The organism is Natronoarchaeum mannanilyticum, assembly GCF_039522665.1.
GTDB classification, from domain to species: Archaea; Halobacteriota; Halobacteria; order Halobacteriales; family Natronoarchaeaceae; genus Natronoarchaeum; species Natronoarchaeum mannanilyticum.
Genome location: NZ_BAAADV010000001.1, coordinates 1,185,196 through 1,208,004, shown reverse-complemented (window position 1 = coordinate 1,208,004; position 22,809 = coordinate 1,185,196). Strand labels below are relative to the sequence as shown.

23 protein-coding genes and 1 tRNA gene are annotated in these 22,809 nt (G+C 68.4%); 16 read left to right on the top strand and 8 right to left on the bottom strand.

Translation table 11 applies throughout. The features are described from left to right. The first annotated feature begins 18 nt into the window (after positions 1-18). Positions 19-1,347: a cytochrome P450 gene (locus tag ABDZ81_RS06320; protein WP_343773056.1), complete on the top strand. Its 1,329-nt coding sequence runs from the start codon at positions 19-21 to the stop codon at positions 1,345-1,347. Between the two features lie 24 nt (positions 1,348-1,371). Here ABDZ81_RS06320 and ABDZ81_RS06315 read toward each other — a convergent pair whose 3' ends face one another. Further along, positions 1,372-2,511, bottom strand: a complete 1,140-nt coding sequence (locus ABDZ81_RS06315; protein ID WP_343773055.1) for a M48 family metallopeptidase — start codon at positions 2,509-2,511, stop codon at positions 1,372-1,374. 113 nt (positions 2,512-2,624) lie between these two features. Between ABDZ81_RS06315 and msrA the strand changes: the two genes are divergently transcribed. Next, complete coding sequence (msrA, locus tag ABDZ81_RS06310) at positions 2,625-3,167, top strand: peptide-methionine (S)-S-oxide reductase MsrA (protein WP_343773054.1); 543 nt, start codon at positions 2,625-2,627, stop codon at positions 3,165-3,167. A 24-nt stretch (positions 3,168-3,191) separates the two neighbouring features. Here msrA and ABDZ81_RS06305 read toward each other — a convergent pair whose 3' ends face one another. Continuing rightward, the gene (locus ABDZ81_RS06305; protein ID WP_343773053.1) at positions 3,192-3,953 is read right to left on the bottom strand and encodes an Sjogren's syndrome/scleroderma autoantigen 1 family protein; all 762 of its coding nucleotides are present in this window, start codon (positions 3,951-3,953) and stop codon (positions 3,192-3,194) included. Between the two features lie 151 nt (positions 3,954-4,104). On the opposite strand from ABDZ81_RS06305, the gene mdh reads away from it, so the two are divergent. Together mdh and ABDZ81_RS06295 are read left to right on the top strand one after the other, a co-directional pair. Further along, positions 4,105-5,022, top strand: a complete 918-nt coding sequence (gene mdh, locus ABDZ81_RS06300) for a malate dehydrogenase (protein ID WP_343773052.1) — start codon at positions 4,105-4,107, stop codon at positions 5,020-5,022. 776 nt (positions 5,023-5,798) lie between these two features. After that, a complete protein-coding gene (locus tag ABDZ81_RS06295; protein ID WP_343773051.1) occupies positions 5,799-6,329 on the top strand; it encodes a GNAT family N-acetyltransferase in 531 nt (176 codons plus the stop codon). Positions 6,330-6,340: 11 nt separating this feature from the next. Here the strand turns inward: ABDZ81_RS06295 and ABDZ81_RS06290 are convergent, their stop codons facing one another. Beyond that, positions 6,341-6,586: a ferredoxin gene (locus ABDZ81_RS06290; protein ID WP_343773050.1), complete on the bottom strand. Its 246-nt coding sequence runs from the start codon at positions 6,584-6,586 to the stop codon at positions 6,341-6,343. Positions 6,587-6,756: 170 nt separating this feature from the next. Here ABDZ81_RS06290 and ABDZ81_RS06285 point away from each other — a divergent pair, with 170 nt between their 5' ends. The 3 genes from ABDZ81_RS06285 to ABDZ81_RS06275 all read left to right on the top strand — a co-directional run bounded on the left by ABDZ81_RS06285 (position 6,757) and on the right by ABDZ81_RS06275 (position 10,118). Next, positions 6,757-9,057, top strand: a complete 2,301-nt coding sequence (locus ABDZ81_RS06285; protein WP_343773049.1) for an ATP-dependent DNA helicase — start codon at positions 6,757-6,759, stop codon at positions 9,055-9,057. A gap of 16 nt (positions 9,058-9,073) precedes the next feature. Further along, on the top strand, positions 9,074-9,616 hold the full coding sequence (cgi121, locus tag ABDZ81_RS06280; RefSeq protein WP_343773048.1) for a KEOPS complex subunit Cgi121: 543 nt from the start codon (positions 9,074-9,076) through the stop codon (positions 9,614-9,616). A 115-nt stretch (positions 9,617-9,731) separates the two neighbouring features. Then, positions 9,732-10,118, top strand: coding sequence for a DUF5789 family protein (locus ABDZ81_RS06275; protein ID WP_343773047.1), 387 nt, complete (start codon positions 9,732-9,734; stop codon positions 10,116-10,118). Here ABDZ81_RS06275 and ABDZ81_RS06270 read toward each other — a convergent pair. After that, the gene (locus ABDZ81_RS06270; RefSeq protein ID WP_343773046.1) at positions 10,115-10,834 is read right to left on the bottom strand and encodes a hypothetical protein; all 720 of its coding nucleotides are present in this window, start codon (positions 10,832-10,834) and stop codon (positions 10,115-10,117) included. The two genes, ABDZ81_RS06275 and ABDZ81_RS06270, sit on opposite strands and share 4 nt — an antisense overlap. Before the next feature lie 61 nt (positions 10,835-10,895). Here ABDZ81_RS06270 and ABDZ81_RS06265 point away from each other — a divergent pair, with 61 nt between their 5' ends. The 7 genes from ABDZ81_RS06265 to ABDZ81_RS06235 all read left to right on the top strand — a co-directional run bounded on the left by ABDZ81_RS06265 (position 10,896) and on the right by ABDZ81_RS06235 (position 17,589). Further along, positions 10,896-12,266 carry an oxidoreductase gene (locus tag ABDZ81_RS06265; protein ID WP_343773044.1) on the top strand — a complete coding sequence of 457 codons (1,371 nt, stop codon included), beginning with the start codon at positions 10,896-10,898 and terminating at the stop codon, positions 12,264-12,266. An 89-nt stretch (positions 12,267-12,355) separates the two neighbouring features. Further along, positions 12,356-12,796: a TIGR00725 family protein gene (locus tag ABDZ81_RS06260; RefSeq protein ID WP_343773043.1), complete on the top strand. Its 441-nt coding sequence runs from the start codon at positions 12,356-12,358 to the stop codon at positions 12,794-12,796. A gap of 40 nt (positions 12,797-12,836) precedes the next feature. Further along, entirely contained in the window at positions 12,837-13,883 is a 1,047-nt protein-coding gene (locus ABDZ81_RS06255) for a DNA-methyltransferase (RefSeq protein WP_343773042.1), read from the top strand. 101 nt (positions 13,884-13,984) lie between these two features. Further along, positions 13,985-14,506, top strand: coding sequence for an FxLYD domain-containing protein (locus ABDZ81_RS06250; protein ID WP_343773041.1), 522 nt, complete (start codon positions 13,985-13,987; stop codon positions 14,504-14,506). Positions 14,507-14,572: 66 nt separating this feature from the next. Next, positions 14,573-15,406 carry a phosphoenolpyruvate hydrolase family protein gene (locus ABDZ81_RS06245; RefSeq protein WP_343773040.1) on the top strand — a complete coding sequence of 278 codons (834 nt, stop codon included), beginning with the start codon at positions 14,573-14,575 and terminating at the stop codon, positions 15,404-15,406. A gap of 79 nt (positions 15,407-15,485) precedes the next feature. After that, complete coding sequence (locus tag ABDZ81_RS06240; protein WP_343773039.1) at positions 15,486-16,694, top strand: Tm-1-like ATP-binding domain-containing protein; 1,209 nt, start codon at positions 15,486-15,488, stop codon at positions 16,692-16,694. A gap of 190 nt (positions 16,695-16,884) precedes the next feature. Further along, the gene (locus ABDZ81_RS06235; RefSeq protein WP_343773038.1) at positions 16,885-17,589 is read left to right on the top strand and encodes a TMEM165/GDT1 family protein; all 705 of its coding nucleotides are present in this window, start codon (positions 16,885-16,887) and stop codon (positions 17,587-17,589) included. Between the two features lie 95 nt (positions 17,590-17,684). Here ABDZ81_RS06235 and ABDZ81_RS06230 read toward each other — a convergent pair. Both ABDZ81_RS06230 and ABDZ81_RS06225 read right to left on the bottom strand, forming a co-directional pair. Then, positions 17,685-17,757: transfer RNA gene (locus ABDZ81_RS06230), tRNA-Gln, on the bottom strand. Positions 17,758-17,851: 94 nt separating this feature from the next. Continuing rightward, complete coding sequence (locus tag ABDZ81_RS06225) at positions 17,852-18,454, bottom strand: homing endonuclease associated repeat-containing protein (protein ID WP_343773037.1); 603 nt, start codon at positions 18,452-18,454, stop codon at positions 17,852-17,854. A 122-nt stretch (positions 18,455-18,576) separates the two neighbouring features. Between ABDZ81_RS06225 and ABDZ81_RS06220 the strand changes: the two genes are divergently transcribed. Continuing rightward, the gene (locus ABDZ81_RS06220) at positions 18,577-19,149 is read left to right on the top strand and encodes an IMP cyclohydrolase (RefSeq protein ID WP_343773036.1); all 573 of its coding nucleotides are present in this window, start codon (positions 18,577-18,579) and stop codon (positions 19,147-19,149) included. A 114-nt stretch (positions 19,150-19,263) separates the two neighbouring features. Then, positions 19,264-19,968, top strand: coding sequence for a metallophosphoesterase family protein (locus ABDZ81_RS06215; RefSeq protein WP_343773035.1), 705 nt, complete (start codon positions 19,264-19,266; stop codon positions 19,966-19,968). 99 nt (positions 19,969-20,067) lie between these two features. Here ABDZ81_RS06215 and ABDZ81_RS06210 read toward each other — a convergent pair whose 3' ends face one another. Beyond that, positions 20,068-21,411: a tryptophanase gene (locus tag ABDZ81_RS06210; RefSeq protein ID WP_343773034.1), complete on the bottom strand. Its 1,344-nt coding sequence runs from the start codon at positions 21,409-21,411 to the stop codon at positions 20,068-20,070. Between the two features lie 182 nt (positions 21,412-21,593). Continuing rightward, positions 21,594-22,772, bottom strand: a complete 1,179-nt coding sequence (locus ABDZ81_RS06205) for an aspartate kinase (protein WP_343773033.1) — start codon at positions 22,770-22,772, stop codon at positions 21,594-21,596. Positions 22,773-22,809 lie beyond the last annotated feature (37 nt).

The following is a 22,809-nucleotide window of genomic DNA, read 5'->3' as shown; positions in this document are numbered from 1 at the left end:
ACGTAGTGTGAACAGAATATGACCAGCTCCCGGTCCGCCGCCCCGCCCGGCCCCGACGGGATGCCGATTCTGGGCAACACCCGCGAGTACGTGCAGGATCCGCTGGCCTTTTTCGAGAATCTGGCCCGCGAGTACGGCCCCGTCGCCGAGTACGTGCTCGGCGGCGAGCAGTTCGTGCAGGTGAGCGATCCTGCGCTCGTCCGGCGCGTGCTCGTCGACGACAACGACTCGTTCGTCAAGGGCGAGCGGTTCATGGACACGCTCAAGCCTGTGCTCGGCGACGGGCTGCTGACCAGCGAGGGCGAGACCTGGCGCACGCAGCGCCACACCGTCGAACCCTCCTTTTATCCCGAGATGCTGGAGTCGTACGCGACGGAGATGACCGACGTCACCGAGCGCGCGCTCGCGGAGTGGACGCCCGGCGAGCGGCGGGACGTCCACGAGGACATGATGAGTCTGACTGTCGAGATCGCCGCGCAGGCGCTGTTCGACGTCGACATCCGAGCCCAAGAGGAGGCGATCGGCGACGCGCTGGAAGCCGTGATGGATCGGGCGGCGTCGTCGATCCGGCGGCCGGTCGACGTGCCGCTGTGGGTGCCGACGCCGGGGAACCGGCGGTTCAACGCGGCGCTGGACGATCTCCACGCCGTCGCGGAACGGATCATCGACCAACACGAGCGGGGTGGTGGCGACGCCGGCGACGTCGTCTCGCTCCTGCTCGCCGCCGACGAGGACCTCCCGCGCGAGCGGATCCGCGACGAGGTCGTGACGATCCTGCTGGCGGGCCACGAGACCACCGCGCTGGCGCTGACCTACGCGTTGCACCTGCTCTCGGAGAACCCCGAGAAGCGCGAGAAACTGCAGGCCGAACTGGACGACGTGCTGGGCGGCCGGACGCCGACGGTCAGCGACCTCGACGAGTTGACCTACACCGAGCAGGTCGTCGAGGAGACGATGCGGATCTACCCGCCGGTGTACGACATCATCCGCGAGGCCGACGAGGACGTCGAGATGGCGGGTTACCGGATCCCCGAGGGCCGGACCGTCTCGTTCCAGCAGTGGGTGCTCCACCGGGATCCGCGCTTTTACGACGATCCCGAGCGGTTCCGGCCGGAGCGCTGGACCGACGAGCTGCGCGAGGAGCTACCCCCATTTGCATACTTCCCGTTCGGCGGCGGGCCGCGGCGCTGCATCGGCGACCGGTTCGCGATGCTGGAGGCGCGACTGGTGCTGGCGACGATCTGTCAGGACTGGAACGTCGAATCGACCGTCGAGAACCTCGGCTTCAGGCCGTCGATCACGCTGCGACCGGACGGGCCGGTCGAGATGGTGCCCGAGCGGCGATAAGGGCGCGAAGACGGTCTGCAGGGACTACTCGCGCAGGGACTGGACCCGTTCGATCCGATCGGCGGTGGACGGGTGCGTGTCCGGAAGGAACCGTTCGCGGACCCACGTCGTCGGTGACTCGGACTCGGCTCGCTGTCGTTCGAGGCGCTGCATCGGCTGGTCCTCGTTTCTGGACTCGATCTCGTCGACGCGATCCCATCTCATCCCGGACGAATCGTCCGCATCAGTCCCCGAGAAGCCCGAGTCGTCCTCGTCCAGCTGCAGGGAGACGTCGTAGTCGAGGCCGGCGTCCTCGGTCCGCTCGCCGAGTCCGTGGGGCAGGAAGCAGGCCTGCCGCAGTTCGGCCGCGCGCTCCCTGGCGTCGGCGTCGGGCGGCCCGTGTCCCTCGTCGAGCTCCGCGAGGGCGGCGGCGACCTGCTCGGGCGCCCCGACGAGTTCGGCCGCGGTCGCGTCCGCGGCGTACTCGCGGTATCGGGAAAACAGCCGAAAGACGAGCAGGCTGGCGGCCCGGAACACGATCGCGAGGGCGCCGAGCATCAGGGCGACGAGGAGGACGAACAGCGAACCCCCGTTGCCACCGTCACCGCCCGCGATTGTGCCGCGGAGCCAGGATGCCCATCCGCGAAGCTTTTTCGCCAGAACCGGCAGCGCGTTCAGGGTCGTCATCAGCCACAGGTCGCCGTTCTTGAGGTGGCCGAGTTCGTGAGCGACGACGGCGTCGAGCGTCGACTCGTCTGCCGATTCGACCAGCCCGCGCGTGAGAACGATCGTCGCCGACCGCCTGGAGCCGTAGATCATGCTGTTCGGACGCTCGTACTCGGCCACGTAGACCGAGGGCGCCGGAACGTCGAGTTGCTGGGCGCGCCGGGTCGCGAACGCCGTCAGGTCGGCGTCGTACGACTGGTCGACGAGGGCTCCGGCCATTTGGTGGCGACTGTAGCCGTACTGGGCGGCGATGAAGAGCGCGACAAGGGCGCCGACCAGCCACAGCGGCGGGGTCACGCCCGAAAAGTCGGGGACGGTCCCCGCGATCAGCAGCGCGACGCCGAAAACGAAGCCGGTGACGAACCAGATCGCCGTCCGAACGAACAGGACGTTGAGGGCCAGGAACGCCAGAAATACCGCGCCCATTCGGAGCCAGAGTCGTCCGGTTCGGCGTTTCATCGTCGTGGGAGCGTTGTCGAGCCGGCGCAAAAAGTGTTTCTTTGATAACACTACGGCGGCGGTCGAGAGCGTTGACCCCACAGTTCAAACCCGCTCGGCCCTTACCGATTCGTATGACAGAGCAACTCGAACGCGCGACGTTCGGCGGCGGCTGCTTCTGGTGCGTCGAAGCCGCGCTCAAGCCGCTCGACGGCGTCGAGCGCGTCACGTCGGGCTACGCCGGCGGCCACGCCGAGAACCCGAGCTATAAGGAAGTCTGCCGGGGTTCGACCGGCCACGCCGAAGTGGTGCAGGTCGCCTACGACCCCGACGAGATCAGCTACCCGGACCTGCTGGAGGTCTTCTTCACGATCCACGACCCGACCACCGAGGATCGCGAGGGCCCCGACATCGGCTCGCAGTACCGCTCGATCGTGCTGTACCACGACGACGACCAGCGCGAGATCGTCGAGGCGTTCGTCGTCGAACTTGAGGAGTCGGGCGCGTACGACGACCCGATCGTCACCGAGATCGAGCCCCTCGAGGAGTTCTACGAGGCCGAGGAGCGCCACCAAGACTACTTCGAGAAGAACCCCCAGGACGCCTACTGCCGGATGCACGCCGCGCCGAAGGTCGAAAAAGTCCGCGAGCAGTTCACCGATCAGCTGGTGCAGTAGCGGTCGAAGGGATCTCGGGCGCTCTCACCGCCGGAGCGCGTCGAGCGCCTCGGCTGCCTCGCGAGCGGCTTCGAGGTGTTCTTTCGCCCGTCGCGGATCGTCGGTTCGCACGGCCGCGCTCGCGAATTTGTTCAACGTCTTCACGAGCGCCGCGTCCGCGTCGGCGAGATCGCCGGCGGACGCCGACGACTGGTGGTCGGAGCTGCCGGCACCGCGTGATGCCGCGTTCGAGTCGGCAGCGGCCGCGGCGTTGTCGGTCGGCGGCGTTCGGGACGCCTGGAATTCGGGGCGTTCCGGCGCCGCGGCGCGTCCAGACTGAGCGTCGGGCGGCTGACGCCCGGCGGGTGGACGCTGGGCGTCCGCTGACCGAGCGTCGGCGTCGGCGGACTGGGCGTCGCCAGCGGCGGACTGCGTCTCGGTCGGCTGGGTCTCGCCAGCGTTCGTATCGGCGTCCGCACCCTGATTTCCGGGGTTAACCGCCTGTGCGTTTGCATCGGGCGCCTGTGCGTCGGCGTCACCCGCCTGTGTGTCGGCTTCGGCCGCCTGGGCCTCGGCGTCGCCCGTCTGTGCTTCGGCCGCCTGCGCCTCGGCGTTGCAGGTCGGGCAGAACTCCTGGTCGTTCTGCCGGAAGATCGGGTCGCCGCAGCGGTCGCAGTGGCGGTTCGTCATCGTCGCGCCCTGCAGGAGTAGCTGGCTCATGCGCTGGGTCGCCTCTCGGTCGGCGTCGTCCTCGCCGTACTTCTCGCGGAGCTTCTCCCGCTCTGCTTCCTCGTCGAACTCGCTCATACCCGAGGGGAGGGGCCGCGGCGACTAAAAACCCGCAACTCGCATCTCGCCCGAGGCTCCGCTCGGATCGCACGCGGACGTCGTATCCGTGTGGCGAGGTAACGTTTCACGTCCGAAGCTTTAACCGCCATCGCGGGGCCATTCATCTAGTATGACGAAAGTTAGCGTGGTCGGTGCGGCCGGAACGGTCGGCGCCGCGGCGGGGTACAACATCGCGCTCCGGGACGTCGCGGACGAGATCGTGTTCGTCGACATCCCCGACAAGGAGGCCGACACGGTCGGCCAGGCCGCCGACGCGAACCACGGCGTCGCCTACGACTCGAACACGACGATCCGGCAGGGCGGCTACGAGGACACCGCCGGGTCGGACGTCGTCGTCATCACGGCGGGGATCCCGCGCCAGCCCGGCCAGACCCGGATCGATCTGGCGGGCGACAACGCGCCGATCATGGAGGACATCGGCTCGTCGCTGGCCGAGCACAACGACGACGAGTTCGTGACGATCACGACCTCGAACCCGGTCGACCTCCTCAATCGGCACCTCTACGAGACGGGCGAGCGCGCACGCGAGAAGGTGATCGGCTTCGGCGGCCGTCTGGACTCCGCGCGATTCCGCTACGTTCTCGCCGAGCGCTTCGACGCGCCGGTGCGGAACGTCGAGGCGACGATCCTCGGCGAGCACGGCGACGCGCAGGTGCCGGTGTTCTCGAAGGTCCGCGTCGACGGGACGGATCCAGACTTTTCGGACGACGAGAAATCGGAGATCCTCGACGAGCTCAAGCAGAGCGCGATGAACGTCATCGAGAAGAAAGGCGCCACCGAGTGGGGCCCCGCGACCGGCGTCGGTCACATGGTCGAGGCCGTGCTGCGAGATACCGGCGAGGTGCTGCCCGGCTCGATCAAACTCGACGGCGAGTTCGGCCACGACGACGTGGCGCTGGGCGTACCCGTCAAGCTGGGCAGTGACGGCGTCGAGGAGGTCGTCGAGTGGGACCTCGACAACTTCGAGCGCGAGCAACTCGGCGAAGCCGCCGACAAGCTCTCCGAGCAGTACGAGAAGATCGAGTGAGGCGTCGACTCGCACCGGCAGCGGGAGACGACGCGCGACGCCGACGCTCGCCGCCCGCGAACCTCGTTCTCAGCGATCGCGCCCGAGCGGTCGGTCGCGCTCGCCCGACAGCTCCGACTCGGGCACCTCGGCGTCGACGAACTCCGCCCACTCGGTGACGTGCGACCGATCTCCGGTCATGGATCGTTCACCTATGCGGGGTTCCCACACGGTTCGTTATAACGTTTTCGTCGACCAGCGAGTACAGTGTCGGACTGGAACCGGCGAAGAAACAGTCACCCCCGTCAGCACGCGTACGACCGAACGTGCTTGCCAAGCGGACGAGTCGACCCATTCCCGTAACTCGTCGTGTTCATAATTTCTCCGGAGGTCCTCCACCATAGATTGGTGATCAAACTATAACAACAGTTTATGCTACCATTCCACCAAAACTAATGCCGGTATCTTACTACACAAACCATGGAAAAAGAGTCCCCCAATATGACTGACATACGGGACATGATGTTTGCGATAGAGATTACACTGGTAGGCATCACTGCCGGTGTGCTATCGATACCCTACAATTCATTTCTTCTGTCTGTGATAGCTGGTGGGGTTGTTCTCGCGGGACTAGTTGAAGCGGCGCAAATACGGGTGAGAGATTGAGAACGAGCCACCGGCACAATCTCGTATGATATGCGCCGTCGACTGACGAAGACGGTATTGAACTAGAACCGGCGAAGCAACATTTACCGCCGTCACCGTCACTACCACCGTCAACGCGTGTACGTCTGATCGTGACGGACGAGAACGTCAGCAAGGACCCGACGATCCGCCGGTACAAGCCCGGCGACGAGGATCGGATCGCCGACGTGATCGAAATCGCCCATCGCGAGGCCGACGCGTGGGTCGGCGACATGGACGGGGAACTCGACGAGGATCTCGACGCGATCGGCGAGGGGTACTTTCCCGAGGGGGAGTTCCTCGTCGCCGAGATCGATGGGCGAATCGTCGGGTCGATCGCGTTCCACTCGCCGGGCGAGATCCTACGCGCGTTCTACGACGAGTTCGGCGCCGCCGCGGCGCAGATCAAGCGGTTCAGCGTCGCCCCCGACTACCAGCGCCGCGGCGTGGGGCGGGCGCTGTACGACGAGCTGGAGCGTCGGGCTCGCGAGGACGGCATCGAGACGTTCGTTCTCCACACGACCGACCGGCAGGACGCCGCGCAACGGTTCTACGAGGACGCCGGGTTCGAGCGGGTCGTCCGCGAGCGCGTCGACGACTTCGAGACGCCGTTCGACCTGCTCGTCTACCGGGCTGAGCTCTGAGGAGGGGCCGGTCAGGGAATCAGCTGCTCGCCGTCGTCGTCGTAGATCGCGATGGCGTCGACCGGACAGGAGCGGGCGGCGAACTTCGCGTCGAGTTCTGCGCCGTCGGGCACCTCGCGGACGAACACGTCGTCCTCTGCCTCCTCACTGCCCGCGAGGTCGGCCTTCCCGGCGTCCGAGTCTTTCTCGAAGGCGTCCCACTCGGCGACGCACTGGAACATTCCGATGCAGGTGTCGCGGTCGAACTCAACTTTCATAGTGTCGAGTTAGCGCGAGGGGACCAAATGGGTGGCGGAGCGCGGGACGGCGTCAAGCGACGGTCGGAGGATGCCGACGCCCGGCGTAGCGACCGGCGACGCCGCCGCGGCGTCGAAGCGGCCGGCCGACGACGGAAGTTTAAACCACAGGAGGGGCCAACGAGGACCTAATGGAGACCGCGGAGCTGGAGAACGTCCCTCCCGAGTTCGTCGAGTACCTGCGGGCGGAGGGGATCGAGGAACTGTACCCGCCCCAGGCCGAGGCGGTCGAGGCGGGCGTCACGGCGGGCGAGAACGTGGTCGCGAGCGTGCCGACCGCCAGCGGGAAGACGCTGATCGCCCAGCTCGGGATGCTCTCGACGATCGAGCGCGGCGGGCGGGCGCTGTACATCGTCCCGCTGCGTGCGCTGGCGAGCGAGAAGAAGGCCGAGTTCGAGGCGTTCGAGGACTTTGGCGTCTCGGTGGGCGTCTCGACGGGCAACTACGAGGCCTCCGGCGAGTGGCTCGCCGAGAAGGACATCGTCGTCGCGACCAGCGAGAAGGTCGACTCCCTCGTGCGGAACGGCGCGCCCTGGATCGAGGACGTCGACTGCGTCGTGAGCGACGAGGTCCACCTGATCGACGACGCTTCGCGCGGGCCGACGCTGGAGGTGACGCTGGCGAAGCTGCGCCAGCTCAACCCATCCTTGCAGACTGTCGCGCTGTCGGCCACGGTCGGCAACGCCGACGAGATCGCCGACTGGCTCGACGCCGATCTGGTCGACTCGACGTGGCGCCCGATCGACCTGAAGAAGGGCGTCCACTACGGCGACGCCCTGCACCTGGACGACGGGACCCAGCGCGAGCTGCCGACCCGCAAGAACGAGAAGCAGACCGCCGCTATCGTGCGGGACACCCTGGAGGACGGCGGCTCGTCGCTGGTGTTCGTCAACTCCCGGCGCAACGCCGAGGCCGCGGCCGAACGCCTCGCCGACACCGTCGAGCCGAGCCTCTCGCCGGAGGAGAAAGCGGAGTTACGCGAGATCGCCGCCGAGATCCGCGACGTCTCGGACACCGAGACGAGCGATGATCTGGCCGACTGCGTCGAGCGCGGCGGCGCCTTCCACCACGCCGGGCTGGCGGCTGAGCACCGCTCGCTCGTCGAGGACGCGTTCCGCGATCGTCTGCTGAAGGTCGTCAGCGCGACGCCGACGCTCGCGGCGGGCGTCAACACGCCAAGCCGGCGGGTGATCGTTCGCGACTGGCGGCGCTACGACGGCACCGCCGGCGGGATGCAGCCCCTCGACGTGCTGGAGGTCCACCAGATGATGGGCCGGGCGGGGCGCCCGGGCCGAGACCCCTACGGCGAGGCCGTGCTGCTCGCCAAGAGCCACGAGGAGCTCGACGAGCTGTTCGACCGGTACGTGTACGCCGATCCCGAGCCGGTGCGCTCGAAGCTGGCCGCCGAGCCGGCGCTGCGGACGCACGTGCTGGCGACGATCGCCAGCGGGTTCGCCCGGTCGCGAGAGGAGCTGCTCGGATTCCTCTCGGAGACGCTCCACGCCAGCCAGGCCGACGATCCCGAACGGCTGGAGCAAGTCGCCGACAACGTGATCGAGTACCTGGAACGGAACGAGTTCATCGAACGTGAGGGGGAAGGCGAGCTCTCCGCGACCGGCCTCGGGCACACCGTCTCCCGGCTCTACCTCGACCCGATGAGCGCCGCCGAGATCGTCGACGGGCTGCGCGACATTGAGGATGGCGAGAAACCCACCGCGATGGGCCTGTACCACCTCGTCGCGCGGACGCCGGACATGTACGAGCTGTACCTGAAATCCGGCGACCGCGAGGAGTACACCGAGGTCGCCTACGAGCGCGAAAACGAATTTCTCGGGGCGATGCCCAGCGAGTTCGAGGACGTGCGCTTCGAGGACTGGCTCTCGGCGCTCAAGACCGCCGAGATGCTCGAAGACTGGGCCGAGGAAATCGACGAGGACCGCATCACCGCGAAGTACGGCGTCGGCCCGGGCGACGTCCGCGGGAAGACCGACACCGCCGAGTGGCTGCTCAACGCCGCCGAGCAGCTCGCCGCCGAGCTCGATCTCGGCGTCTCGCCGTCGATCCGCGAGGCGCGCAAGCGCGTCGAGGACGGCATCAAAGAGGAGCTGCTGGAACTCGCGGGCGTCCGGAACGTCGGCCGCAAGCGCGCCCGGCGCCTGTTCGACGCCGGCATCGAGAATCGCGCCGACCTCCGGGAGGCCGACAAGTCGGTCGTGCTCGGCGCGCTGCGCGGGCGCCGGAAGACCGCCGAGACGGTCCTGGAGAACGCCGGTCGACAGGACCCCTCGCTAGAGGGCGTGAACGCCGACAAGAGCGCAGAGGCCGCGGCGGCCGACGGCTCCAGCGGAAACGAAGGGGACGCGGCGTCGAACGGCGAGGAGGGCGACGAAGCGAGCGCGGACGCCGACCAGGCGAGCCTGGGTGACTTCTGATGGAGGGCGATAACTGATGCACATCTTGGAGGGGCGAGCGACGATCGAAGACGTCGACGCCGCGATCGCCGAGCTGGCGGCGATCGGCGACGAGCACGGTTGTACCGTACAGGCGTTCGACGCGCGCTACCTGATCGGGCGCGAGCACCTCGAACGCGCCATCGAGCTGGCGGACCGCGCCATCGAGCGCGGCGAGAACGTCGCGCGCGACCGAGGCGTCGAGATCCTGCTGTACGCAGCGGGGCGCCGCCAGATCGACGACGCGCTGGCGATGGGCGTCAAAGCGGGCGAGCAGGACGTCGCGGTGCTGATCGATAGCCTTGACGCCGAGGACGGCGAGGCAGAGGACGCTAGCACCGAAGCGCGCGAAGCCGACGCCGCCGCGGCGGTCCGCGAAGCGCTCGACCTCGACGAGCGCTCGACGCTCGGCGTCGAGCACGCCGACGCGGCGCTGGTGCGGGACTTTTTCGACGTGTCCGAGGCCGAACTGGCGGCGACGGATGCCGAGCTGGCCGACGTAGTGTTAGAGCGGGTCGCACTGCTGGACGTCGAGAAGTAGGCCGGACGCCGAACTCCGGCGGAGAGACGACATCGGGGCCACGCCGTCCGGCGACCGATACACCTCGGCACCACCGTTTTCCGCGTCCGCGGCGGACCATCGGACGGGGGAGACGATGTCAGGCAACGATCCGTCGGGGGAGCCCGACCCGGAGAAGGTTCAGGAGGCATCGAAGCGCCGAAAACACGAGCAGGCCGAGCACAGCGAGAACATCATCGAGCAGGTCCAGCAGGACTTCACCGAGCACAAGTACCCCGTCAGGGGCGAGGAGCTGGCCGCGACGTACGCCGACGAGGAGATCGATCTCGCGAACGAAACCGAGTCGCTCGGGAGCGTGTTCGACCGGCTGTCCGACGAGACGTTCGAGTCGGCCGAGGACGTCCGCGAGGCGGTGTACGGCGAACTGACGGGCGAAGCCGGTGGGAAAAGCGAGGCGAACGCCGGGCGGGATCTCGGGGAGATCGGCGGCGACGGCCCCGCCGACAGCAACCGCGACCTCTAGGCGGCCGTCTCGTTTTTGGCCTTGTCGAGCCAGTCAGGCTCCTCGACGGTCACCGATCCGTAGTCGAACGCGAAGTCGGCTCGCACGTCGCCTTCTTCGATGGTCAGCGAGTGGATCCGGCCCTCGGTGTCGACGACCAGTTCGATTCCGGCGTCGCCGGAGTACGTGATCAGCGTCGTCGATCCCTCCCGCGATACCGACGTGGCGCTCAGGTTGGCGTCCGCGATGGAGCTCTCGAACTGCGACATCGTCAGTCGGGCGTAGCTGTCGGGCTGGCTCGACTCGTACTGGACGTTCGAGCCGTCGTCGATGCGCGTGTACGTCGAGCCGTCCGCGGCGCGGTACACCGCCACCGAGCCCGAGAGTTCGAGCGTCGAGAACTCGGTGCCGGCCTCGTTGTCGACCGTCGAGGTCATCACCAGCTCCTGAGTCTCGTCGCCCGAGTCGACGCGCATCGTCGCCGAGAGCTCGTACCCCGCGGCTTCGGAGATCGCCGCGTCGTGGGTCGAGAGCGCGCGGCTGGCGTTGCTAATTCCGTCTCGATCGTACCCGTCGGGGTACGCGACTGACTCGAGCGTCGGCGCCTGGTCGGGTTCCGATTCGTTCGCCGAGCCGTCGTCCGGGCTGTCGGTTGCGCCGCCGTCGGTCAGGACGCCCCCACAGCCCGCCAGGGCGACGAGGGCGACGACCGCGACGAGGGCGATCTGTCTGCGCATGGAGGTACGAGGGTATCGGCGCGACAAACGCTTTTGGGCCGATAGGTTCCACCACGAAACGATGGCACGCCTGGAGGCGCCGGTCGATCTCGGGGGGAAGACGGTGGGGAATCGCCTGTACCGGGCGCCGCTGCTGGAGTGCGCGGGGAACGGACCGGACGCCGTCGACGCGCTGATCGAGGATCTCGAACCGGCGGCCGACGCCGGCGCCGGGCTGCTCTGTCAGGGCGCGACGATCGTCCGCGGCGAAGGGGGACGCGGTGCGCCGGGGATGTCGCGCGTCCACGATCCGGCGTTCGTGGAGCGCCTGGGACGGCTCACGGACCGGATCCACGACCACGGAGCCCGGATCGCGCTCCAGCTGGAGCACGGCGGCCTGCGGACGATGGAGACGTGGCACAGCGAGTACCGGGCGGCCCACCCCGATCTCGAACAGCTGGCGGTGTCGCGCCCGCCGGCGCAGCTCCGGGCGCTCGACCGGCTCGGCCTCGTCTCCTTCGACCCGTCCGTGCTCGACACCGCCGAAGTGTACGGGCTGGCCGCGGACTTCGGCAAAGCGGCGGCCCGCGCGGTCGAGGCGGGCTACGACGCGATCCACCTCGCCGGCGCGAACATGGGCATCGTCCAGCAGTTCCTCTCGCCGTTCTACAACCGGCGCGACGACGAGTTCGGCGGCTCGCGGCCGGAGGATCGGACGCGCTTCCTCGAACTCGTCCACGACGAGATCCGGACGCGGGCGGGCGACGTCCCGCTCCTGACGAAGGTGCCCGCCGAGACGGCCGCGCCGCGGATCGTCCGCCGGCATCTCGATCGCGACGACGGCGTCGCGATCGCCGAGCACCTCGCGGAGTACGGCTTCGACGCCGTCGCGCCGGTCGAGACCAACGTGATCTGGGACATGAGCATCGTCCGCGGCGCGTACCCCGAGCGCGCCTGGGAGAGCGACGAGTTCGCCGAGGGGTACGCCGACGCCTTCGGCAGCCGCTACCGGGCGCGGGCGGTGGCGGCGCTCAACCGGCTGCAGGAGCGGCGGTTCGACTTCGAGCCGGCGTGGAACGAGGAGTTCTGCCGGCGGGTGCGCCGGCGCGTCGACGTTCCGGTCATGCTGGAGGGCGGCGTCCGCGAGCGGGGGCAGATCGACCGGCTGCTCGGCGAGGCGGGCGAGGAGCCGGCCGCCGACGCGGTCGGGATGGCCCGCCCGTTCTACGCCGAGCCGCGGCTTCCGGCGCGGTTGCTGGAATCGGACGCGACCACCGGCAGCGCCCCTCGCTACGGCGTCGACGCCGAAACTCGGGTCGCCTGCGAGAGCTGCAACAACTGCACCGTCCCGCAGGTGACCGGCGCGCCCGGCGTCTGCCGGACGCCGTCGGTGCTCCGGCGTCGCGGCGAACTGGAGAAAGCCGGGGCCTACGAGCGAGACGCCGACGACTGAGCGCAGAGGCCGTACGCGACGCCGCAGCCGCGCCGAGCGGCCGCGCTCCACCCGAAACGCTTGTCCCGCCGGCCCGAATCCGAGCGAGTATGCGCGTCAGCGTCGTCGGCGGCGGCACGATCACGGACGCGGAGTACGAGCAGGCACGCGACGTGGGCAGGCTACTTGCCCAACGGGGCCACACCGTGGTCTGCGGCGGCCGCACCGGCGTCATGGAGGCGGTCTGCCGGGGCGCCCGCGAGGAAGGTGGCGAGACGATCGGCGTCCTCCCCGGCGAGGACAGCCGGGCGGCCAACGAGTACGTCACGACGCCGATCGCCACCGGGCTGGGCAACGCCCGGAACGTGCTGGTCGTGCTCAACGGCGACGCCGCGATCGCGATCGACGGCTCGACCGGGACGCTCTCGGAGATCGCCCACGCGCTCGATCTGGGGCGACCGGTCGCCGGGCTCGGCACCCACGACGTGGCGGGCGTCGAAGCCGCCGAATCGGCGGCCGAGGCCGTCGAGTACGTCGAGGCGTCGGTCTGAGCCGGTAGATTCTAGATCCCGGGGACTGAACGGGACGACGATGGAGACTCGCCACCGGATCGTCGTCGGGGACGCGCGGGAGCTGAGCGACCTCGACGACGACTCGGTCGAACTCGTCGTCACGTCGCCGCCGTACCCGATGATCGAGATGTGGGACGAGCTGTTCGCCGAGCTGGCGCCCGGAGCGGGCGAGGCGCTCGACGACGGCGACGGGCGGCGGGCCTACGAGCTGATGCACGAGGCGCTCGACGCCGTCTGGGCGGAGGTCGAGCGCGTGCTGGTCGAGGGCGGCATCGCCTGCGTCAACGTCGGCGACGCGACGCGGACCGTCGACGGCAGCTTCCGCGTCTACCAGAACCACGCCCGGGTGATCGACGCGTTCGAATCCCTGGGGTTCGAGCCGCTGCCGGACGTGCTCTGGCGCAAGCCGGCCAACAGCGCCGCGAAGTTCATGGGCTCGGGGATGGTGCCGCCCAACGCCTACGTCACGCTCGAACACGAGTACGTCCTCGTCTTCCGGAACGGATCGAAGAGTCGGAGCTTCGAGCCCGGCGCCGACCGGCGTTACGAGGCCGCGTACTTCTGGGAGGAGCGCAACCAATGGTTCTCGGACGTCTGGAAGGAGGTCCGGGGCGAGCACCAGGCGCTGGCGGGCGAAGAGCTCCGGGACCGCTCGGCGGCCTACCCCTTCGAGATCCCTTACCGGCTCGTCAACATGTACTCGGCGTACGGCGACACCGTTCTGGACCCGTTCTGGGGTACGGGCACGACGACGCTGGCCGCGATGATCGCCGGCCGGAACTCGGTCGGCGTCGAGATCGAACCCGAGTTCGTCCGCGCCTTCGAGGAGCGGGTCGCCGAGGCGCCGGCGATCTCCGAGCGCGTCGCGGCCGACCGGCTCGCGGCTCACCGCGAGTTCGTCGAGCGCGAGCGCGCCGACGGCGGCTCGCTGGGGTACGAGGCGACTCACTACGACGTGCCGGTGCGGACGAAACAGGAGCGCAACATCCGCCTGCGCGTCGTCGAGGACGTGGAACCGACCGACGAGGGGTACCGGGCGACCCACCGCCCGTTCGAGGACGCGTAGCGTGCCGAGCGAGAGCGCGTAGCGCGCCGCGAGGGCGTCGGTAACTACGTCGCAACCGACTGTGACCAACGCACTTGGCAGCCCGCGGTCTACCAGACGGTATGGAGAGCGACGCGACGGGCGAGGGGGCGGCGGGCGAAGATCCGACGCGGCGGCGAGTGTTGCAGCTGGTCGGAGCCGGCGGGATCGCGGGGATCGCGGGCTGTCTCGGCGGCGACGGCGGCACCGCGTACGGCCCCCAGAACGAGGTCGCCGTCTCTGGCAACGGCAGCCTCGAGAACGCGACGAACGCGAGCACGCAGCGGGCGTTCGCCTCGACGACGCCCGACCCGGACGCGACGACCGTGCAGGCGCTGGAACTCGTCGAACACGAACCGGCCAACGCGGGCGGGTACAAGGGGCTCACCGTTCAGGGAAGCGTCCGCAACGACGCCGAGCAGCTGATCGAGTACGCGGAGGTCCGCACCCGGTTCTACGGCGAGAACGGCGCGCACCTGGGGACGTACCTCGCCTCGACGAGCGATCTGAGTGCCGGCACGGAGTGGTCGTTCGAGGTCGTCGTCCTGGAGTCGCCCGCGGACGTCGATTCCTACGACGCCGGCGTGTTCGGCTGGCCGCCGTGATCGGCTCGACCGCGCCGCCTCACCCCCGACGTTCTTAGTTATATGAGACGTGATATCAAACGTCGCATGAAGTTCACCCGAGAAGAATCACTGACACGACTCGAGGAATCGGTCGAGAACGGCGACCCGATCGTCGGCGCCGGCGCGGGAACGGGCATCTCGGCGAAGTTCGCCGAGCGCGGCGGCGTCGACCTGCTGATCATCTACAACTCCGGGCGCTACCGGATGAACGGTCGGGGCTCGCTGGCGGGCCTGCTGCCCTACGGCGACGCCAACGAGATCGTCGTCGAGATGGGCCACGAGGTGCTCCCGGTGGTCGAGGACACGCCGGTGCTCGCGGGCGTCAACGGTACCGACCCGTTCCGGGACATGAGCGTGTTCATCGAGGACCTGCGGCGACGCGGCTTTTCCGGCGTCCAGAACTTCCCGACGGTGGGGCTGATCGACGAGGACAGCCAGTTCCGGCAGAACCTCGAGGAGACCGGGATGGGGTACGACGAGGAGGTCGAGATGATCCGCGAGGCCAGCGAGCAGGGGATGTTGACGTGTCCGTACGTCTTCAGCGAGGAGCACGCCCGGCGGATGGCCGAGGCGGGCGCCGACGTGATCGTCTCGCACATGGGGCTGACGACCTCGGGCGACATCGGCGCCGAGACGGCGCTCGACCTCGACGAGGCGGCCGAGCGCGTCCAGGCACACCACGACGCCGCCAAGGAGGTAAACGAGGACGTCATGGTGATCTGTCACGGCGGCCCGATCGCGTGGCCCGACGACGCCCGGCACGTCCTCCAGAACACCGAGGGCGTTGTCGGGTTCTTCGGGGCGTCGAGCATCGAACGGCTGCCGACGGAGGAAGCGATCGAGAACCAGGCCCGCGAGTTCAAGGAGATCGACCTATGACTGCGGGGGGAGCGGGATGCTGGGACTCGCAGGCGACGGAGAGTGGAGGTCAAGCAACGGAGCGCGGAGGTGACCGGCCATGAGCGTCGTCATCGTCGGGACGCTCGACACCAAGAGCGAGGAGATCGGCTTCGCGCGGGACGTGATCGAGGGCCAGGGCGTCGACGTTCACGTCGTCGACGTCGGAGTGATGGGCGACCCCGAGTTCGAGCCCGACACGAGCGCCGCCGAGGTCGCCGCGGCGGCCGGCACCGATCTCGAGACGCTGCGCGAGGACGCCGAGCGCGGCGAGGCCATCGAGACGATGGGCGAGGGCGCGGCGACGATCGTCGGGGAGTTACACGACGAGGGTGTCCTCGACGGGGTACTCGGCCTCGGCGGGTCGGGCAACACCTCGATCGCCACCGCGGCGATGCGGGCGCTGCCCTACGGCGTCCCGAAGGTGATGGTGTCGACGGTGGCGTCGGGCGACGTCGAGCCGTACGTCGAGACCCGGGACATCGCGATGCTGTACTCGGTCGCCGACGTCGAGGGGCTCAACCAGCTCACCCGGCGGATCATCTCGAACGCGGCGCTGGCGACGGTCGGGATGGTCGACAACGAGCCCGACGTCGAGACCGAGGACAAACCGACCGTCGGCATCACGATGTTCGGAGTCACGACGCCGGGCGTCCAGGCGGCCCGCGAGCACCTCGAAGAGATGGGTTACGAGACGATCGTGTTCCACGCGACGGGCACCGGCGGGCGGGCGATGGAGAACCTGATCGAGCAGGGCGTCATCGACGCCGTCCTCGACGTGACGACGACTGAGTGGGCCGACGAACTCGTCGGCGGCGTCCTCAACGCCGGGCCGGAGCGGCTCGACGCCGCCGCCGAGACCGGGACGCCCCAGATCGTCTCGGTCGGCGCGCTCGACATGGTGAACTTCGGCCCCGAGGACTCCGTCCCAGAGGAGTTTCAGGACCGGAATCTCCACGTCCACAACCCGCAGGTGACGCTGATGCGCACGACGCCCGAGGAGTGCGCCGAACTCGGCGAGATCATCGCCGAGAAGCTCAACGCCGCGACCGGCCCGACGGCGCTCGCGCTCCCGCTGGACGGCGTCTCGATGCTCAGCGTCGAGGGCGAGGACTTTTACGATCCGGAGGCGGACGAAGCACTGTTCAAGGCGCTTCGCGAGAACGTCGGCGACGACGTCGAACTGATCGAGGTCGAGGCCGACATCAACGACGAACGGTTCGCCCGGACGATCGTCGAGACCCTCGACGAGTACGTCTCGGCGGGCTGATCCGGCAGGGCCGATCGAGGGGCCCTGTCCGATCGTCGGGGGTTTCGATGGCAGAAGACCTAAGTTTAGACCAGTCTAATTCACCCGGTACGAACGAGTTCATGGAGCACTCTGCACTCTCTCGCGACGAGCCGTCGCGTCGCCGCGACGACGCCGACGCGTCCCTCGCCCCGCCGGAGGTGAGCGGCAGGTGAGCGAGACCTGGCTTCACGTCGCGGCCGTCGCGTTCGCCGCCCAGCTCGCGGTGCTGCCCGGAGAGAAGGTGCAGTTCATCATCGCCGGCCTCTCGACCCGGTACAACCCGCTGCTGGTCGTCTCAGCGGCCGGCTCGGCGTTCGCCGGCTGGACGGCCCTGGAGGTCTGGCTCGGCAGCGCGCTGACCGACGCGGTGCCGGGGATCTACCTTGACGCGATGACCGCGGTGATGTTCGCGGTGTTCGCGGTGATGCTCGTCGCGACGGCGCCCGACGAGGACCGCGACGCCGAGGAGCCGGCGACCGCCATGCTCGGCGACGGCGGCGAGCTAGACGTCCGCGTGCCGTTCCTCGGGTGGAAGGTTCCCAACAAGTTCGGCGGGTTCGTCCCGATCTTCGCGATGATGGCGTTCGGCGAGTTCGGCGACAAGACCCAACTGATCACGATCACGCTCGCCACCCAGTACCCGTCGGCGCCGACGGCGATCTGGACCGGCGAGATGCTCGCGATCCTCCCGATCAGCCTGCTCAACGCCTACGTGTTCCACCACTTCGCCCACCGGTTCGACATCCGGAAGGCCCACTTCGCCGGGGCGGCGCTGTTCGCGTTCTTCGCGGCGGACTTCGTCGCGAAGGTGCTGTTCGACGTCTCGGTGTGGGAGTCGACGATCGGCGTGATTTCGTCGGGCATGCCGGTGTGAAGCGAGTGAATTTCGGCGGCACGGCGTGACGGCGCGTTTTCGGCGTCCTGACGAACGACAAAGCTACTGCTGAGAGGGAAGTTCGTCGAAGGAAGTAGTCCATCCTGGATTCGAACCAGGGTCGAAGCCCCCAGAAGGCTTCAGGATTGGCCGCTACCCCAATGGACTGACATGTTTTCCGGCGGTCACGTCTTCCGCCGCTTCACCAGTTCGTACTCCGGTTCCGTATTTGAGCGTTTCGAACTCGGTTCCGCCTCGGGAATCACTGGCAGAGATCAGTCTCTCTAATTTGCTCCTCTGGTATTTCGACGCCGTCCGGAATCGGGTAGTGTTCCTTCCGGTGGCAGTTCGCACAGAGGACGACGCACTTCTCGATCTCATCGAGCAGGCGCTCACGAGAGTATCCGTACGTGACCATCTTCCCGACCTCCATCTCCTTCTCGACGTGATCCGGATGATGGAAATCCAGACAGGCAGGAGTTTCCTCGCCGCAGCGCTCACATTCGCAGTTGAAGTGTTTGTACTCGTACAGCCACGCTCGGTTCGCAGCACGCCTCGTGAGTGTGCGTTCTCTATTCGTTTCCACGTGCCGGTAGTGCCACCGCTGATCGGCCGACAGATTGGACCATTCTACATCTTCAGGGATTTCCACGTCGTCCGGTTTCGGATCGAGACGCGAGCCGCGCGAATTCGCCGTCTCCAGGCCCGCCCGCTCCTTGGCCGCGTTCCAGCCGCCGAGATGTCGAACGATTGTCGAAGAGGAGGGCGTCACGTCGAGTCGTTCGTACTGCGCTTTAGTGGGTGACTCGCCGAGTAAGTCGGCCGCCTCCCGGAGCGCGTCGAGACACTCTCGTTCGGTCGTCACGTCGACTGTCGCCGCTCGATCGTACTTGAATATCAGCACGGAGCGACGCCGCTGTCGCCGCCGTCTTCGACGCCCGTGCACAATTCGACATCTACTTTACCTCGAACTATGCACTGTCGTGTATGTACGTCGGACGCTTCGTGATCGTCGGACCGTCGGTGGCCGCCTACCGAGTATCGTCCCGGTCGTTCCCGAACCGGAAGATGATCGAGCGCGACGGCTCGCTGACGGTCGTCCCGACCGCCGAGGCCGAGGAGACCGACAACCCCTACGTCTCGTACAACTGCGTGCGAACGGCCGGCGATCAGGTCGTCGTCGGCAACGGTTCGCACGTCGACCCGATCACCGAGAAACTCGAGCTGGGCTACCCCGCACGCGACGCGCTGGCCGAGAGTCTCCTCGCGATGGACTACGAGAAAGACGACTACGACACCCCCCGGATCGCGGGCGTCGTCGGCGAGGACGCCTATATCGGCACCGTCCGGAACGACGCCCTGCTCGTCGAGCAGGTCGACGAGCCGACGCTGGTGGCGACCTACGAGAAGGACAGTCCGGAGCCGTTCGCGTTCGACGCCGCCGACGCGCCGAGCGCGGCGAGCGACGCGCTGGATCTCGACTTCGAGCACGCGGTCTGCGCGGCCGGCGTCGAGCGGACCGACGAGGACGTCCGGCTGGCGATCGAGAACGGCGAGTAGTCGGGCACTTTTCCGATCCGTCGCGGCGTCGAGACGCCGCGTCGGGGCTCGTCGGGGACGATGCCGACGGGGAATCGGCGAACCATGAAGGACGACGAGCGCGTCGTGTCACGTATGAAAGTGGGTCTGCTCTCGGATATCCACGGCAACCGCGTCGCGCTCGAAGCGGTCCTCTCGGACATGCCGACCGTCGACCGACTGGTCTGCGCCGGCGACGTCGTCGGGTACAACCCTTGGCCGAGCGACTGCGTCGACGCCATGGTCGATCCGGCGCCGCTGCTGGACGACCTCGGACGGGACGACCTGCCGGCCGGCGAGGTGCCGACCGTGATGGGCAACCACGATCGGGCGGTCGCCAGCGGATCGGCGTTCCGCTTCAACAGCATGGCCGCGGCGGGCGTCGAGCACGCCCGCGAGGAACTCGACGACGAGCAGCTCGCGTGGCTCGACGCCCTGCCCGACGAGCGCACCGAGTTCGACGGGCAAGTGAAACTCGTTCACGGCCATCCCGACGATCCGGACCGCTACACCTACCCCGAGGATTTCAGCCCGCGGATGCTGGACGACGAGGACGTGCTGGTGCTGGGCCACACCCACGTCCAGCACGCCGAGCGGTACGGCGAAGGGATCGTGGTGAATCCGGGGAGCGTCGGCCAGCCCCGCGACCGGGACCCGAAGGCGGCCTACGCGGTCGTCGACCTGGACGCGCTGACGGTCGACCTGCACCGCGTGGAGTACGACATCGAGGCGGTGCAGGACGCCGTGAACGAGGCGGAGCTGCCCGATAAGATCGGCGCACGGCTGGAGCAGGGACGGTAGGGCGGGTGCGGCAGGTTTCGTACTGCAGCGTCGTTGCGGCGTCACGGCACAGCGTCGTTGCGGCACCGTGACCAGCATCGTCGCAGCACACGACGCCTCTCAGACGTCGACCGGTTCGAGGGCGGCCGAGAAGTGGCGCAGTTCGGGCCTGGACGGCTCGGAGACGACGCGGTAGCCCGGGACCGACTCGCGGCGGTCGAGCACGTCCGCGGCGGCGTCGGCGACGTGGCGGAGGTGCTCGCGGTGGTACGTCCGGCGCGGGAGCGCGAGGCGGACCAGCTCGGGGCGGTCGGTCTCGGGGAACGCGAAACTCCCGAGTTCGACGGCGCGGACGCCGCCCTCGCGGTACAGTTCGCAGACCAGGGCCTGTCCCGGGAACCGCTCGGCGTCGATCGACGGGAACGTCGCCGCGGCGTCGACGTAGACCGCATGTCCCCCGACCGGCCGGTAGACGGGGAGGCCGGCGTCCTCGAGCAGGTCGGCGAGCTCCCGGACCTGTTCGACGCGGGTCCGGACGTACGCGTCTTCGACGGCCTCGCGCAGCCCGACAGCCATCGCTTCGAGGTCGCGACCGGCCATCCCGCCGTAGGTGGGAAATCCCTCGTAGAGGATCGCGCGCTGCTTGACGCGCTCGAACAGGTCGGGATCGCGGACCGCGACGAAGCCGCCGGCGTTGACCAGCCCGTCCTTCTTGCCGCTCATCACGAGCGCGTCGGCGAGCCCGAGCTGTTCGCGGGCGACCTCGGCGACGCTGGCGCCCTCGTAGCCGTCCTCGCGTTCGACGACGAAGTGCGCGTTCTCGGCGAACCGACAGGCGTCGATCACGAACGCGGCGTCGATCTCGTCGGCGAACGCGCGGACCTCGCGGGCGTTCTCGACGCTGACGGGCTGCCCGGCCGCCGAGTTGTTCGTGATCGTGAGCACCACCGCGGGGATTCGGTCGGCGCCGACGTCGTCGACGACGCTCCGGGCGCGGTCGAGCGAGAGGTTTCCCTTGAACGGCTCGTCGGCGTCCGGATCGCGGGCTACCGGGACCGGAACGTCGACCGGATCCGCGCCCTGGTTGGCGACGTGGGCCCGCGTCGTGTCGAAGTGCGTGTTGTTGAGTACGACGTCGCCCTCGTCGGCGAGGACGCCGTACAGGACGTTTTCGGCGCCCCGGCCCTGATGGGTCGGAACCACCCGCTCGAACCCGGTCACGTCGGCAACGGCCTCCTCGAAGCGCCGGAAGCTCGAACTGCCGGCGTAAGCCTCGTCGCCCCGGAGTAGCGCGGCCCACTGCTCGTCGCTCATCGCGCCGGTGCCGCTGTCGGTCAGCAGGTCGACGTAGACGTCGTCGGCGTCGAGGGCGAACACGTTGTACCCCGCCGCTTCCAGCGCGGTCTCGCGCTCGTCGCGGTCGGGCAACCGGACGGTCGCGGCGACCTTGGTTCGGTATCGCATACTGGAACCGTGTGCGGGCGGCCAGTTGTAGCTTCTCCGGGGAAATCCGTCACGACGTGCGGAAAATCGGACCACGGACGACAGAAACGGTAGTTCGTGCAGATCGACGACGGGAATACAGATGTGACGGCGGAAGACAGCCGGACGTATCGACGTACGGGGCGGAAACGTCGTGAAACCGATCAGAAGCGGTTCTGCATGATTTCCAGCGCCTCCTCGCGATCGTCCCATTCGACGAAGATGGCGACGCTCGTCGCGCTGGTGATCACGTCGAGCAGGTTGATCTCGGCCTGGGTGAGCGGGTTGATGATCTCCGAGAGGATGCCCGGTTGGTTCGGTAGCTCGCCGCCAGTGATCCGGATGACGGCGATGCCGTCCTCGACGGTCACGCTGGAGAGCGGTTCCTGGTCGACGACCTCGCGGTGGAGCACCGCCTCGGCGTCCTCGGCGAGCGTCTCGTCGACGTAGAACGTGATCGAGTCCATCCCCGAGGCGATGGCGTCGACGTTGACGTCGGCCTCGCCCAGCGCGGTCGTCAGCTCCTGGAGCACGCCGGGGCTGTTGCGGATCGCGCGGCCGGCGACGGTCATGCAGGCCAGGGGCTGGTCGCGCATGTCGACGAGGCTGGAGAACTCGCCTTCGATGCGGGTGCCGCCGGTCAGCAGGTCGCCGTGCTGGTAGTGGACGACGCGGACGCCCATGTTGCCACCCTTGTACGCCAGAGCCGAGGGGGCGACGACTTCGGCGCCGCGGAACGAAAGATTCCGGAGCTCGTCGACGGTGATCTCGCCGACGTTGCGCGCCCCCTCGACGACGCGGGGATCGCCGGTCATGACGCCCTCGACGTCGGTGACGATCACGACCTCGTCGGCGTCCATGTACTTGCCCAGCATCACGGCGGTGGTGTCGCTGCCCCCGCGGCCGAGCGTCGTGACGCTGCCGTCGTGGGACTCGGCGAGGAACCCGGTGATCACGGGGACGACGCCGTCCATCCGCGAGGCGATCTCGGCGGCGCGCTCGCGGGTCTCCTCGACGTCGACCTCGCCGGCGGCGTCGGTCAGCACCGGCCAGAGGTCGCTACCCGGTTCGAGAAACATCGCCTCGACGCCGCGGGCCGCCAGCGCGGCCTTGAGCATCCGGACGCTCGTGCGCTCGCCCATGCTGACGATCTCGGCGCGGTCGGCCGGCTCGGTCTCGAAGGAGATCTCGTCGAGCAGTTCGTCGGTCGTCGATCCCATCGCGCTGGCGACGACGGCGATCTCGTGGCCCTCCTCGACGGCCTTGGCGATCGAGTCGGCGGCCCGGTCGATCCGGTCCCCGCTCCCCAGGCTGGTCCCCCCGAACTTCGCGACTACGCGCATCGTACCACCCGATCGTTCGTGCGACTGTGGCTCATGG